Genomic DNA, 13,487 nt, shown 5'->3' with positions numbered 1-13,487 from the left:
GGATGCATCAGCGTCCCGTCCCGTTGCCGGATGGAGCCTCCGGATCGTAGCGCGAGGGGCACTGCACCATGAGCGTGGTCGCCTCGATCGCGCTCGCGCCCGGCATCAGCCGGCCCTCGGCGATCACGGTGCGCCCGTCGTCCACGCCGTCCGGGCGGGCTCCCCGGTAGCGCACCTCGAGCCTCCGGGCCGGATCCGCGGCGTCATGCATGAAGAAACGCAGCATCATGGTGCGGGGCTCCCACCGCACCGTGGCACCCTCCACCATGCCCTGCACCCGCACCGGGCGCCCGACCAGGCCGATCCCCGTGTCCTGGGCCTCGGCCACCGTCAGATAGTAGGCACCGGTGGCGCCCACCGCCATGACGATGAGATAACCCAGAGCCCCCACGACGGCGGCAGCGCCCAGAAGATGCCACAGTTTCCGCTTGCGTGGCCGCGCGATGGCCGCAAGCCCCCCTACGGACGCCCGCTCTCGTCCGGAGTCGCCCGCGAGCGCCTGCCCCATTATAGGGGCCGAGGGGCAACGTCCGCAATCGGCCCGCCCGGACCCCCTGGCAGCATCGCCTTGCATAAAATCTCACAGGAAGTGTCGCCAGCCGGTAGAATTCGAACCAGCGGATCCGTATAATCTAAGTAGTAGCCCTGTCCGGGCTACCGGCGACCGTCGAGATCGGGAGTGCGTCGTCCAGCCGGGACGCCCGGCGCGTTCTGGCCAGCTGGTTCGGTCACCTGCCTCGCACCTTACAATCGGGCCATCGAAAAGCTCCAGGCTCTTCCCCCTGGGAGAAGAGATGCGTTCCGCTCGCGCCCGGCCCGTCGGAGCCGGGCTTTGGTGTACCCTGCCGGTTCACGCAAGCCGTTCCGTTTCGACGTCCACCGGCGCATCGTCCCACCGACGGCTTTCATTCGATAGGCATCGCAGAGCAGGCGCTTCCCACGACGAGCCACCGGATCGCCGGCCAGTCATGGCCCCTTGCGCGACCCGGCATTCGTTCACCTGAGGGCTGCAACCCCCAGGTTTTCTTGTATGAGTTGGGAGGGCTGGTCTGCCATGGAAATCCTGAGAAAACTGGAAGAGTACCGGGAACAGGAGAAGGCCCTCCACTGGGAGGGCACCTTCGCCGACTACCTGGAGATCGTCCGACGAAATCCTCGCGTCGCGCAGCATGCCCATGCACGCGTCTACAACATGATCGTTTCGCACGGCGTCGAGGAAGTGAACGGGACCAAGCGCTACCGCTTCTTCGAGCGGGAGCTGTTCGGCCTCGATCGGGCTCTTGAACGCCTGGTGGAGGAGTACTTCCACTCGGCCGCGCGCCGGCTCGACGTGCGCAAGCGCATCCTGCTCCTGATGGGCCCGGTCAGCGGCGGCAAATCCACCATCGTGAGCATGCTCAAGCGCGGCCTGGAAGCGTACACCCGCACCGACGAGGGCGCCCTGTACGCCATCAAGGGGTGCCCGATGCACGAGGAGCCTCTCCACCTGATTCCTACGCCGCTGCGGCCCGATTTCGAACGAGAGTACGGCGTCCAGATCGAAGGCTCGCTGTGCCCGCACTGCCAGCTGATGCTGGAGACCGAGCATCACGGCCGGGTGGAAGAGGTGCCGGTCGAGCGGGTGGTCTTCTCGGAGGAAAAGCGGGTCGGCATCGGCACGTTCAGCCCCTCGGATCCGAAGAGCCAGGACATCTCCGAACTGACCGGCAGCATCGACTTCTCCACCATCGCCCGCTACGGTTCGGAGTCGGATCCGCGCGCCTACCGGTTCGACGGTGAACTCAACGTGGCCAACCGGGGTCTCATGGAGTTCCAGGAGATGCTGAAGGTGGACCAGAAGTTCTTGTGGCACCTGCTGAGCCTCTCTCAGGAAGGCAACTTCAAAGCGGGGCGGTTCGCCCTGATCTCTGCCGACGAGGTCATCGTTGCCCACACCAACGAGGAAGAGTACCGGGCGTTCATCGCCAACCGCCGCAACGAAGCGCTCCACTCCCGCATCATCGTCATGCCGATCCCGTACAACCTGCGCGTCAGCGACGAGGTGCGCATCTACGAGAAGCTCATCCGTCAAAGCGACGTGATCCGGGACGTCCACGTCGCGCCCCACGCCCTGCGGGTGGCCGCCATGTTCTCGGTGCTTTCCCGCCTCAAGGAGTCCAAGAAGCAGGGGATGGACCTGCTCAAGAAGATGAAACTGTACGACGGCGAAGAGGTGGAAGGGTTCAAGCCCAAGGACGTCGAGGAGTTGCGGGCCGAACACCCGACCGAGGGGATGAGCGGCGTCGACCCCCGCTACGTGATCAACCGGATCTCGAGCGCCCTGGTCACCAAGGGTGCCCGGTGTATCGGGCCGCTGGACGTGTTACGGGCCCTCAAGGACGGCCTCGATTCCCACCCGTCCATCACCGACGAGGTCCGGGAACGGCTGCTCAACTTCGTGGCCATCGCCCGCAAGGAGTACGACGAGCTCGCCAAGAAGGAGGTCCAGAAGGCGTTCGTCTACTCCTACGAGGAGTCGGCCGGCAACCTCTTCAACAACTACCTGGACAACGTGGAGGCGTACTGCAACTGGCAGAAGCTGAAGGATCCGGTGACGGGCGAGGAGGTGGAGCCCGACGAGAAGCTCATGCGTTCCATCGAGGAGCAGATCGGCGTCTCGGAGAGCGCCAAGAAAGCTTTCCGGGAAGAGATCCTGATCCGCATCTCCACCTACGCCCGCCGCGGCAAGACGTTCGACTACCGCTCGCACGAGCGCTTGCGCGAGGCCATCGAGAAGAAGCTGTTCAGCGACATGAAGGACGTCGTCCGGGTCACCACCAGCACCCGCACGCCCGACCCCGATCAGCTCAAGAAGCTCAACGAGGTCATCCGGCGCCTCATCGAAGAGCACGGGTACTGCGAGATCTGCGCCAACGAACTGGTGCGCTACGCCGGTAGCCTGCTCAACCGGTGAGAGGTCGTGGGATCATGGAAAGCGTGCCGTTCCTGTTCAACCGGGAAGACTGGTCGCTGCACCGCAAGGGGCAGCTCGACCAGCAGCGCCACCAGCAGAAGGTCAAGGAGGCGATCCGCAAGAACCTGGCCGATCTGGTGGCGGAAGAGAGCATCATCCTGTCCGACGGCAAGAAGGTCGTCAAGGTGCCCGTCCGGTCGCTCGAGGAGTACCGCTTCCGGTTCGACCCCGGCAAGCAGCGCCACGTCGGGCACGGCAGCGGATCAGAGCGGCCGGGTGACGTGATCGCCCGTGACGGCGCGCACGGCAAGGCGGGCAAGGGCCCCGTGGCCGGGGACCGGCCGGGCTTCGACTACTACGAGGCCGAGGTGACCATCGACGAGCTGGCCGAACTCATCTTCGAGGACCTGGGCCTGCCCAACTTGCAGCAGAAGCGCCGGCCGGAGCTGGTCTCCACCGGGTACGAGTTCAACGACGTACGCCGTCACGGGGCGATGGCCAACCTCGACAAGCGGCGCACGCTGTTGGAGGCGTTCCGCCGCAACGCCCTGGCCGGGGAGCCGGCCTTCTACCCCGTCCGTCCCGAAGACCTGCGATTCAAGACCTGGGACGAGGCGATGGAGATGCGGGCCAGCGCCGTGGTGCTGGCCATGATGGACACCTCGGGCTCCATGGGCACTTTCGAGAAGTACATCGCGCGCAGCTTCTACTTCTGGATGGTGAGGTTCCTCAGGACCAAGTACCATCACGTCCAGATCGTCTTCATCGCGCACGACACCAAGGCCAAGGAGGTCACCGAGGAGGAGTTCTTCACCAAGGGAGAAAGCGGCGGCACCAAGTGCTCGTCGGCGTACGAGCTGGCCCTTTCCATCATCGAGGAGCGTTTCCCGCCGGACGAGTACAACATCTACGCCTTCCACTTCTCCGACGGAGACAACTTCCCGTCGGACAACAGCCGCTGCGTCAAGCTGGTGGGCGATCTCCTGGAGCGGGCGAGCGCGGTCGGGTACGGGGAGATCGTCAACTCCCGCTACTACAGCGACAGCACGCTCATGTCCGTGTACCAGAAGATCGAAGACCCGCGGTTCGTGCGGGTCACCATCCGCGACAAGAGCGAAGTCTACCCGGCCCTGCGAGCCTTCTTCCGCCAGACCCCCGAGAGGGAGGTGATCACGGCGTGACCGATCAGGAGCTGATCGAGCTCGAGCGGTGGACGGAACGGATCATGAAAAGGGCGCGGGCCGAGGGCCTGGATTTTTATGACATGCGATTCGAGGTGTGCCCGCCGGACGTGATATACGCCTTCGGAGCCTACGGGATGCCGACCCGCTTTTCGCACTGGAGCTTCGGCAAGGCGTTCCATCGCCTCAAGACCGAGTACGACTACAACCTGAGCCGCATCTACGAACTGGTCGTCAACTCCGACCCCTGCTACGCCTTCCTGCTGGACGGCAACTCGCTGCTGCAGAACAAGCTCGTCATCGCCCACGTGCTGGGGCACAGTGACTTCTTCAAGCACAACTGGCGCTTTCGGGGTACCTCTCGCTTCATGATGGAGAACATGGCCGCCCACGCGGAGCGCATCGCCCGGTACGAGTTCCGATACGGGATGGAAAGGGTCGAACAGCTGCTCGATGCGGCCCTGGCGCTGGCCGAGCAGGTGGACCCTCACCCCGTGGGGCCCCCGTCCGCGCAGGACGAGGATGACGCAGGCGAGCAGGAGCGGGGCCGGCCCGCACGCCCGTCGACCCCCTACGACGACCTGTGGGCCCTGGACGAGCGCCTCGAGGCGGCCAGGGCCTCTGCCTCTCCTCGGGCCGAGGCGCCCGCCGGTGCGAAGGAGGGCCGGCGGGCGGGCTTCTCCCCCAGGGAACCGGCCGGCGGCGACCGTCCCGGGGGAGCCGCTCGGCCCGCCCGCAAGTGGCCCCCGCGGCCGGAGAAGGACGTGCTGGGCTTCATCCTGCGCCACTCGGATTACCTGGACGCCTGGGAGCGGGACGTGCTGGCCATGGTGCGGGAAGAAGCCCTTTACTTCTGGCCGCAGATCGAGACCAAGATCATGAACGAGGGCTGGGCCTCGTACTGGCACCTGCGCCTCATGCGCGACGAGGAGCTGGGGGAGGAGGACGCCCTGGAGTTCGCCCGGATGCACGCCGGGGTCATCCAGCCGCACCCCCTGCACCTCAACCCCTATCTCCTGGGCTTGAAGATCTTCGAGTCGATCGAAGCCCGCTGGGACCATCCCTCGGAGGAGGACCGGCGCCGGCTCGGATTGACCGGGGGCCAGGGCCGGGAGAAGATCTTCGAGGTGCGGGAGCTCGAGACGGACGCAAGCTTCGTGCGTAGCTACCTCAGCCGGAAGGTCGTGGAGGACCTGAAGCTCTTCACCTTCGTCCACCAGGGGGACGAGTGGCAGGTGGAGAGCGTCGACTGGGAGCACGTCAGGGACGCCCTCGCGGCGAAACTGGCCAACGGGGGCATCCCTTCCATCTGGGTGGAGGAGGCCGACTACCGGGGCGCCGGGGAGCTGTTGCTGCGCCACCAGTGGGACGGCCAGGTCCTGGACCTCGAACACCTCGAGAAGACCCTTCCGCACGTCCACCGCCTGTGGGGGCGCCCTGTCCACCTCCTCACCGTGGTCGACGGCAAGGAGACGATCTTCTCCTTCGACGGGGAGCAGCACCGGCGTTCGAGCCCCTGATGAGCCGGCGTGGGCGGGCCGCAGGAGCGGTCGGCGTTCTCCAGGTTGGCTCCAGGTGAGGGTGGCATGATGGGCCGAGGAAAGGAGAATGCCTCTCATGACTGGATCCGATACCCGGCCCACGCCGCCCAGGCGCAACCGGCGCTGGTGGTGGCCCTGGGCGGCCGGCACGGCCGGCATCCTCGTCTTCACGGGCGTGATGGGAGGCCTCGTCCGCCAGAAGCAAACGCCCGCCTCCGCGGCACAGGCGCCTTCGCCGTCCTCCTCGCCCCCGGTAGCCGGCGCCGCACGCCCGGACGCCCTGCAACCTCCTGCCGCGGAAGGCCTGGCGCCGTCCGGGAGCTGGTACGGCGGGGAGCACGGCGACTTCCACGAGTACGCCGAGCACGGGTGGTACGGGGAAGAGGGCCACGAGTATGACGAGGAGGGGCACGAGCGGAAGGACGAGCACGGTTCCCGCCGCCCCTCCGCGAGCGTGCAGGCGCCGGGAGTCCGCCTGGCGCAGCCGGGGGCGGTGCCCGATGTCGTCAGCCGCCCTTCGTGAGAGCTTCGACGCCATGGGGACCACCATCACGCTGATGGTGCGGCCGGCTTCCGGGAAGGAGGACGCGGCGCGGCGCGTGCTGGCCGAGCGGCGGGCCTGGTTCGAAGAGATCGAGAGGGCGCTCAGCCGCTTCCGGCCGGATAGCGAGCTCTCCCGCCTCAACCGGGCCGGCTGTGCCGGGCAGTGGTGCCTGGTCTCCCCGTTGCTCTTCTGGGCGCTCGAGGCGGCCCAGTGGGCGTACGAGGCCACCGGGGGGCTCGTGGACGCCGGGGTGCTCCCGGCCCTCGCCCGCTATGGTTACGACCGGGACTGGCACGCTCTGGGTGGCCCGGCCGGCCTCTTGCCGCCGGGCGACGAGGCAGAGCCGCCGGCGGGGGCGCGCCCGGCCGGCCGTCCTCCGTTCGAGCTCGACCGGGCGATCCGGGCCGTGCGGATCCGTCCGGGAGCGGCCCTCGACCTCGGCGGCGTCGTCAAGGGGCTCGCCGCTGATTCGGCGGCGGCCTGGCTGGCGCAGCGCTTCGGGGCCGCGCTCGTCGACGCCGGCGGCGACGTCGCCGCCCGTGCTCTCCCCGGCTCTCCCCCTTGGGTCGTGCAGGTGGACGGCAGCCCCATCGCCCTGGAGGTCCGGCAGGGCGGCGTCGCGACGTCGGGGCTGCGCCGGTGGTGGGTCGGTCCCCTGGGCCCTGCCCACCACCTCATCGACCCGGGCACCGGCGCTCCGGTCCGCACCGATGTCGTCTCGGCGACGGTCGCGGAGAGCGGGGCGCTGCGCGCCGAGGTGCTGGCGAAGGCGCTGATCCTGGCCGGTTCCCGCCGGATCGGTGCGCTCATGGAGCGATGGCCCCACGCTTCGGCGTTCGTCCGGTTACGGGACGGGCGCGTCCTGACCTGGGGGGTGTCGCTCGCCCATGCCTCTTGAATCCTGGAGCGCCGCATGGTGGAGCCCCTGGTATCTCTCCCGGGCCGCGGGCCTCACCTCGCTGCTCTTCTACACGCTCGCAGTGGCGGCAGCTTACGCGGGAGCGATGGCACGCGCCCGGCGATCCCGGGCCTCGGCGGCCGCTTTCACGTGGCACCGCCTGCTCTCCATCGTCGCGTGGGGCTTTGCGTTGTTCCACGCCCTGATCCTGCGCTCCGACCCGAAGGTGCCGTTTTCCTGGCAGGCGCTGCTCGTCCCGTTCGTGGCGCCGTACCGGCCGTTTGGGACCGGCCTCGGCGTGCTGGCGCTTTATGCGCTCAGCGTGCTCCTGATAAGCTTCGATGGGAGGACGAGTTGGGGCAACCGGTGGTGGCGTGCCGTGCACCGGTGGGGCAACGTGATGTACGCCGTGGCGGTCGGGCACGGCTTGATGGCCGGCACCGACCTGGGGCCACCGCTGCTCCGGCTGGCCGTGGGTGCCCTGGTGGCCGTGGCCACGGTGGCCGCGGAGCGCTGGCAGAGGGCAGGAGACAGGGCACCGGAGGAGAGGAGGGTCGCGGCGGGTGCGGCTGCTGGTCATCGAGGATGACCCGGCCATGCGTGACGCGCTGGAACGAGGGCTCCAGACGGCCGGATTCCAGGTGGATGCGGCCGCCGACGGCCACGAGGCGCTGCTCTTCGCCGCGGATCGCAGGTACGACGCGATCGTGCTGGACAGGAGGCTGCCCGGGCTGTCGGGCGACCAGGTGCTGGCGCGCTTGAGGGGAGAGGGCAACCGTACGCCCGTGCTGATGCTCACCGCCCTCGACCGGGTGAGCGACCGGGTCCGGGGGCTGGACGCGGGGGCCGACGACTATCTGGTCAAGCCCTTCGCCTTCGAGGAGCTCCTGGCCCGCATCCGAGCCCTGGTGCGGCGCTCCTCGGGAGGCGGCGAGAAGCAGCTGCGCTACGGAGACCTGGTGCTCGACCCCCTGGCGGTGGCAGCCAGGGTGGGGAGCCGGCAGGTGCTGCTGACGCGGCGGGAGTTCGACCTGCTGGCGGCGCTGGTGCAGGCGGGAGGGACCCCGGTGCCGAGTGCAGCCCTGCAGGATGCCGCATGGCCACAGCCTTGGGACGCCTCCGAAGAGGCCGTCTGGTCCCACATCAAGAACATCCGCCGCAAGCTGGAGGCCCTCGGTAGCCACGTGCGCCTGGTCAACCGCAGAGGCGTGGGATACCTGGTCACCGTGGAGCAGTCGCTCGAGTCCTCTCCGGGAGGCGATCCCCGATGAGCCCGGCCGGGTGGTGGAGGGACCACTTCCCGGTCCGCCTGGCCGTCACGACCGCCGCCGTACTGACGCTGGTCATGCTCCTCGCCATGGGCGCCTTCTACGTGGCGGCCGCTTCGGTCTTGTGGCGGCAGGTCGACACCCGGCTCGCCTCTCGCCTCGGCTTGCCCGCCGCTTCGCCGGAGCACGAGGACGAGCGCGAGTCCCACCTCGCAGAGCGGCTCGCCCGGAGGTACGACGAGCACGAAGAGTACCGCTACGTGCTGCGCCGCGGGCCGGACGGGCCGGAGCTCGGCAGTCTCGGATGGTTGTGGCCGGGTAGCGACGACGTGCTCGTGGCCCTCGACGCCCCCGGCTCCAGCCGGATCGTCGGCCAGGTCTCGTTGCACGAGATGGCGGAGGCCTTGTCGGCACTGCGAGGGGTGCTCGCGGTCATCGGCCTGGTCGGCACCGTGGTCGTGAGCGGGGTCGCCTTCCTCTCGGCGCGCCGGGCCTTTTCCCCGGTGGAGAGGATGATCCAGGCCGCCGCGCAGCTGGCCTCGGCTCCCCAGATCGACTCCCAGGCCCTGGGCGTCCGGGTGCCGCCGGCGGACGGCGATGCCACGCTGCGGGAGCTGGCCACCACGTTCAACACGATGATGGCGCGCCTTCGACGCGCCTTCGAGGCGCAGCAGCGGCTGGTGGACGACGCCTCTCACGAGCTTCGTACGCCGCTCGGCGCGCTGGTGGCGGACCTCGAGGTGGCCCTCCGGTCGGCCCAGACCCCCGAAGCCTACCGGGATGCGCTGGAGCGGGCCCTGGTGCAGGCCCGCCGCCTCACCGACCTCGCCAACCAGCTGCTGGCGCTGGCCCGTTACGACCAGGGCGCGGGGGTGAGCATCCGGCCCGACTGTCCCATCGCGCCCGTCGCAGACCAGGCCGTCCAGGACGTGCGGCACCTGGCCGAGCGGGCGGGGGTCACCCTCGTGACCGACGTGGAGGAGGGCCTGCAGGCCCCCTGCGACCCCATCGCGGTCGCCCGCCTGTTGACCAATCTTCTCAAGAACGCGATCGAGGCGAGCCCGCCGGACTCGCTCGTGACGCTCGTAGCGCGCCGCCAGGGCCCCGAGCTCGTCCTGGAGATCGCCGACCGGGGCCGGGGCATGGCGCCGGAGGAGATCGAGCGCGCCTTCGAGCCGTTTTACCGGCGCCTCTCGCCGAGCGGCGAGGGCGGCACCGGGCTGGGGCTGACCATCAGCCGGGCCATCGCCGCCGCCCACGGCGGCACCATCGAGCTCGACTCACGCCCGGGCCACGGTACGACGGCCCGGGTGCGCCTGCCCCTCAGGGCTGCTGACGGCTCAGCTCGGACTCCAGCTCCGAGAGCTGGCGGCTGAGCGCCTGGATCTCGTCGCGAGCCGTCTGCACCACGAACTGCAACCTCCGGCGCTCCTCCTCGCTCGAGCCTGCGATGAGCGGCTGCGCCGTCCGGTAGACGTCCAGTGCGAAGTCGATCCGCTGGCGGATCCGCTCGATGGCCCCGGCGAGGCGCTCCTTGCGGTCGACGGCCGAGTCCTGTGCGACCCTCGCGTACCACTCGGGCTCCTGGCCCCAGGGGAAGTCGACCCGGACGTAGATCTCGTCGTCGCGGAGCGCCACCAGGTCGACGAAGGCCACGGGGTTCAAAATGGGCTCCTCCTGGACCCGTCCCCGGAACGGCACCCGGGGCCAGATCCGGCCGTCCAGCGACAGCTGGACGGCCACCGCGACGCCCTCCAGGTTGCGCACGAACTCCACCTGGTCGATGCGGCCGGCCAGGAACCCGAAGAGGACGAGAAGCGGCCCATCGGGCCGCATGAGCATGGCCACGTGCCGGAGCGCCTCCAGTTTCTCCTGACGCCTCGCCGTCACCCTCGACACCCTCCAGCCCCTGCGCGCAACTCATCGGGTCCCCCTCCCCATTGTAATAGCCGCCGCGCGCGCTCGCCGTCCCGATCGGGGAGTTTGTCCCTTCCGCAGAGGGGGCGATGGGGGTAAGCTGGGGGCGCGAGATTCGACGTACGGGGGCGATACACGTGGCAGGGTATCGAATCGAACGCGACTCCATGGGCGAGATGCAGGTACCGGAAGACGCCTACTACGGCGCCTCGACCCAGCGGGCCGTGCTCAACTTCCCCATCAGCCAGCGGCGTTTCGGCCGCGACTTCATCCGCGCGCTGGGGCTGATCAAGCGGGCCGCCGCCGAGGTCAACCGGGACCTCGGCCTGCTCGACCCCACCATCGCCGACGCCATCGTCCGGGCCGCCACCGAGGTCGCCGAGGGCAAATGGGACCACCAGTTCGTCGTGGACGTCTTTCAAACGGGATCCGGCACGTCGACCAACATGAACGCCAACGAGATCATCGCCACCCGGGCAGGAGAGCTCCTGGGCCAGCCGCGCGGCAAGCGGGCGGTCCACCCCAACGATCACGTCAACATGTGCCAGTCCAGCAACGACGTCATCCCGACCGCCATCCACGTCGCCGCCGTCGAGGCCATCACCCGGGACCTGTTGCCGGCACTGCGCCGGCTCGAGGCAGGGTTGCGGGCCAAGGCGGAGGAGTTCTGGCCCATCATCAAGATCGGCCGCACGCACCTCCAGGATGCGACGCCGATCCGGCTGGGGCAGGAGTTCAGCGGATATGCGAGCCAGGTGACCCACGCCATCCGGCGCATCGAGCGTTCGCTCGAGGATCTGAGGGAGCTGGCCCTGGGCGGCACGGCGGTAGGGACGGGGATCAACACCCATCCGGAGTTCGCCACGAGGGCCATCGAGCGGCTCTCCCAGCTCACGGGCCAGGCGTTTCGCGAGGCCGACAACCACTTCGAGGCCCAGGGCGCCAAGGACGCGGTGGTCGAGGCGAGCGGCAGCCTGCGCACCGCCGCCGTCGCTCTCCTCAAAATCGCCAACGACATCCGCTGGCTGGGTTCGGGTCCCCGTTGCGGCATCGGGGAGCTCTTGATACCGGCCACCCAGCCCGGTTCGTCCATCATGCCGGGCAAGGTCAACCCGGTCATCGCCGAGTCGCTCATGATGGTCTGCGCCCAGGTGATGGGCAACGACACCACCATCATGCTGTGCGGCCAGCATGGCAACTTCGAGTTGAACGTGATGATGACGGTGATGGCCTACGACCTGCTGGAGTCCATTCAACTGCTGGCCCGGGGCGCGGCCAACTTCCAGGAGAAGCTGGTGGCCGGGCTCAAAGCCGACAGGGAGCGGTGCGAGGGGCTCGTGGAGCAGAGCCTCGCCATGGTGACTGCCCTGGCGCCTCGCATCGGGTACGACCGGGCGGCCGATCTCGCCAAGAAGGCGTACGAGAGCCGCCGTACCATCCGGGAGCTGGCCACGCAGGCCCGGGTCCTGCCGGAAGAGGAGCTGCGTGCTCTCCTCGATCCCGAGAGCCAGACCCGCCCCGGCCTGGGCGGGGCCAGCGCCGGCGGGTGAGGCGCGAGCCGCTCGGGCAGCCGCAGGCGCCGCTTCATGGTCACGCAAGAGGCCGTCCTCCCGCGAGGCCGGCCTCTTTTCGTCGCGACATGAGCGAGCCCCGACGCCGGGCGCCTCCGTCACGAACGGGCCGGGCTCTGAGGCTCCGGCCGGTCGATCTGGGCTCGCTGCAGCTTGCCGCTGAAGTCGACGTAGACGCTCTTCCACTCGGTGTAGAAGTCGATGGCCGCCTGGCCCGCCTCCCGGTGCCCGTTGCCGGTCTGGCGCATGCCGCCGAAAGGCAGGTGCACCTCTGACCCGATGGTCCCGTGGTTGACGTACACCAGGCCCGTCATCAGGTCGCGGATGGCGGTGAAGGCCGTGTTGACGTTGCGCGTGTAGATGGAGCTCGAAAGCCCGTAGCTGACCCGGTTGTTGACCGCGATGGCCTCTTCGAGGCTGTCGACCTGGATGACCGACGTGACGGGCCCGAAGATCTCCTCCTGCGCGACCCGCATCTCCGGCTTGACGTCCACGAACAGGGTGGGCTTGTAGAAAAACCCCCGGCTCAGCTCGCCTTCGGTGGCCACTTCCCCGCCTACGGCGACGGAGGCTCCTTCGAGCCGGGCGATCTCGGTGTAGGAGTGGATCTTCTCCAGGGACGACCGGTTGATCACCGGGCCAACGTCGGTCTCCGGCAAGAGCCCGTCTCCCAGGCGCAGGCCCCGGATGCGCTCGATCAGCATGGAAAGGAGCTGGTCCTTGACGGCCCGGTGTACGATCACCCGGCTGGCCGCCGTGCAGCGCTGTCCTGAGGTCCCGAAGGCGCTCCAGACGATCCCCTCCACCGCCAGCTTCAAATCGGCGTCGTCCATGACGATAATGGCGTTCTTGCCGCCGAGCTCCAGGTGGACCCGCTTCAGCCGGGGGGCGGCGACGGTGTTGACGTGGACCCCCGCGGGGTTGGAACCGGTGAAGGTGATGACGGGCACGTCGGGATGCTCCAGGATCGCCTCGCCGACCGTGCTGCCGGGGCCGTAGACGAGGTTGACGACGCCCGCCGGAATCCCCGCCTCCTCCAGGAGCCTGACCAGGGTATAGCCCAGGATCGGAGTGTCGCTCGCCGGCTTGAAGACCACGGTGTTGCCGCTGATGAGGGCGGGCATGATCTTCCAGCTCGGGATGGCGATGGGGAAGTTCCACGGGGTGATGACGCCGACCACGCCGATGGCCTCCCGGACGGCCATGGCGAACTTGTTGGGCATCTCCGAAGGCACCGTTTCGCCGAACAACCGCCGCCCCTCGCCAGCCATGTAGTAGGTCATGTCGATGGCTTCCTGTACGTCGCCCCGAGCCTCGACGAGCACTTTGCCCATTTCCCGGGTCATGAGGCGGGCGATGGACTCTTTGCGCTCCTTGAGGAGCTCGGCGGCCCGGAACAGGATCTCCCCTCGCCGCGGCGCAGGCGTCTTGCGCCACCCGTCGAACGCCTCCTTGGCCGCAGCGATCGCGGCCTCGGCGTCCTCCCGCCCACCCTTCGCCACCTCTCCCAGCACCTCGCCCGTCGCCGGGTTGATGCTGGAAAAGCGCTGGCCGCTCCTGCTTTCCACCCACCGGCCCCCGATGTACATGGGGTAGAAGTCCATGGCTATCCGT

The 13,487-nt window shown here is 68.7% G+C and carries 12 protein-coding genes; 9 read left to right on the top strand and 3 right to left on the bottom strand.

The genetic code is table 11. The features are described from left to right. Window positions 1-7: 7 nt before the first annotated feature. Window positions 8-391 (bottom strand): cytochrome c maturation protein CcmE, encoded by a 384-nt coding sequence (locus U7230_RS01775; protein ID WP_449727800.1) that lies wholly within the window; start codon window positions 389-391, stop codon window positions 8-10. Window positions 392-1,054: 663 nt separating this feature from the next. Between U7230_RS01775 and U7230_RS01770 the strand changes: the two genes are divergently transcribed. From U7230_RS01770 to U7230_RS01735, 8 genes are all read left to right on the top strand, one after another. Further along, a complete protein-coding gene (locus U7230_RS01770; RefSeq protein WP_324717033.1) occupies window positions 1,055-2,953 on the top strand; it encodes a PrkA family serine protein kinase in 1,899 nt (632 codons plus the stop codon). Between the two features lie 14 nt (window positions 2,954-2,967). Then, window positions 2,968-4,134, top strand: coding sequence for a sporulation protein YhbH (gene yhbH, locus U7230_RS01765; protein WP_324717032.1), 1,167 nt, complete (start codon window positions 2,968-2,970; stop codon window positions 4,132-4,134). Further along, on the top strand, window positions 4,131-5,654 hold the full coding sequence (locus tag U7230_RS01760; protein WP_324717031.1) for a SpoVR family protein: 1,524 nt from the start codon (window positions 4,131-4,133) through the stop codon (window positions 5,652-5,654). The genes yhbH and U7230_RS01760 overlap by 4 nt, the downstream gene beginning before the upstream one ends. Window positions 5,655-5,751: 97 nt before the next feature. Further along, window positions 5,752-6,198 carry a hypothetical protein gene (locus U7230_RS01755; RefSeq protein WP_324717030.1) on the top strand — a complete coding sequence of 149 codons (447 nt, stop codon included), beginning with the start codon at window positions 5,752-5,754 and terminating at the stop codon, window positions 6,196-6,198. Further along, on the top strand, window positions 6,176-7,117 hold the full coding sequence (locus tag U7230_RS01750) for an FAD:protein FMN transferase (protein WP_324717029.1): 942 nt from the start codon (window positions 6,176-6,178) through the stop codon (window positions 7,115-7,117). Before U7230_RS01755 ends, U7230_RS01750 begins: the two co-directional genes overlap by 23 nt. After that, a complete protein-coding gene (locus tag U7230_RS01745; RefSeq protein WP_324717028.1) occupies window positions 7,107-7,706 on the top strand; it encodes a ferric reductase-like transmembrane domain-containing protein in 600 nt (199 codons plus the stop codon). Before U7230_RS01750 ends, U7230_RS01745 begins: the two co-directional genes overlap by 11 nt. Then, window positions 7,681-8,388: a response regulator transcription factor gene (locus U7230_RS01740; RefSeq protein ID WP_324717027.1), complete on the top strand. Its 708-nt coding sequence runs from the start codon at window positions 7,681-7,683 to the stop codon at window positions 8,386-8,388. The genes U7230_RS01745 and U7230_RS01740 overlap by 26 nt, the downstream gene beginning before the upstream one ends. Beyond that, complete coding sequence (locus U7230_RS01735; protein WP_324717026.1) at window positions 8,385-9,761, top strand: sensor histidine kinase; 1,377 nt, start codon at window positions 8,385-8,387, stop codon at window positions 9,759-9,761. The genes U7230_RS01740 and U7230_RS01735 overlap by 4 nt, the downstream gene beginning before the upstream one ends. Here the strand turns inward: U7230_RS01735 and U7230_RS01730 are convergent. Beyond that, complete coding sequence (locus U7230_RS01730) at window positions 9,709-10,275, bottom strand: hypothetical protein (protein ID WP_324717025.1); 567 nt, start codon at window positions 10,273-10,275, stop codon at window positions 9,709-9,711. The genes U7230_RS01735 and U7230_RS01730 overlap by 53 nt on opposite strands. A gap of 116 nt (window positions 10,276-10,391) precedes the next feature. Here U7230_RS01730 and U7230_RS01725 point away from each other — a divergent pair, with 116 nt between their 5' ends. Next, window positions 10,392-11,852: a class II fumarate hydratase gene (locus U7230_RS01725; RefSeq protein ID WP_404980543.1), complete on the top strand. Its 1,461-nt coding sequence runs from the start codon at window positions 10,392-10,394 to the stop codon at window positions 11,850-11,852. Between the two features lie 119 nt (window positions 11,853-11,971). On the opposite strand, the gene U7230_RS01720 is transcribed toward U7230_RS01725, so the two are convergent. After that, window positions 11,972-13,477 (bottom strand): aldehyde dehydrogenase family protein, encoded by a 1,506-nt coding sequence (locus U7230_RS01720; protein ID WP_324717023.1) that lies wholly within the window; start codon window positions 13,475-13,477, stop codon window positions 11,972-11,974. Between the last annotated feature and the right edge of the window lie 10 nt (window positions 13,478-13,487).

Origin of the sequence: Limnochorda sp. L945t (genome assembly GCF_035593305.1) — a bacterium.
Lineage (GTDB): Bacteria > Bacillota > Limnochordia > Limnochordales > Geochordaceae > Carboxydichorda > Carboxydichorda subterranea.
Note: the sequence above shows the minus strand (reverse complement) of the source record. Positions and strands in the feature narration are given on the sequence as shown.

Bases quoted from the DNA above. Each gene is read 5' to 3' on its own strand.
- U7230_RS01770 (WP_324717033.1), top strand. From the start codon at position 1,055: ATGGAAATCCTGAGAAAACTGGAAGAGTACCGGGAACAGGAGAAGGCC.
- yhbH (WP_324717032.1), top strand. From the start codon at position 2,968: ATGGAAAGCGTGCCGTTCCTGTTCAACCGGGAAGACTGGTCGCTGCAC.
- U7230_RS01755 (WP_324717030.1), top strand. From the start codon at position 5,752: ATGACTGGATCCGATACCCGGCCCACGCCGCCCAGGCGCAACCGGCGC.
- U7230_RS01750 (WP_324717029.1), top strand. From the start codon at position 6,176: ATGTCGTCAGCCGCCCTTCGTGAGAGCTTCGACGCCATGGGGACCACC.
- U7230_RS01745 (WP_324717028.1), top strand. From the start codon at position 7,107: ATGCCTCTTGAATCCTGGAGCGCCGCATGGTGGAGCCCCTGGTATCTC.
- U7230_RS01735 (WP_324717026.1), top strand. From the start codon at position 8,385: ATGAGCCCGGCCGGGTGGTGGAGGGACCACTTCCCGGTCCGCCTGGCC.
- U7230_RS01725 (WP_404980543.1), top strand. From the start codon at position 10,392: ATGGGGGTAAGCTGGGGGCGCGAGATTCGACGTACGGGGGCGATACAC.
- U7230_RS01720 (WP_324717023.1), bottom strand. From the start codon at position 13,477: ATGGACTTCTACCCCATGTACATCGGGGGCCGGTGGGTGGAAAGCAGG.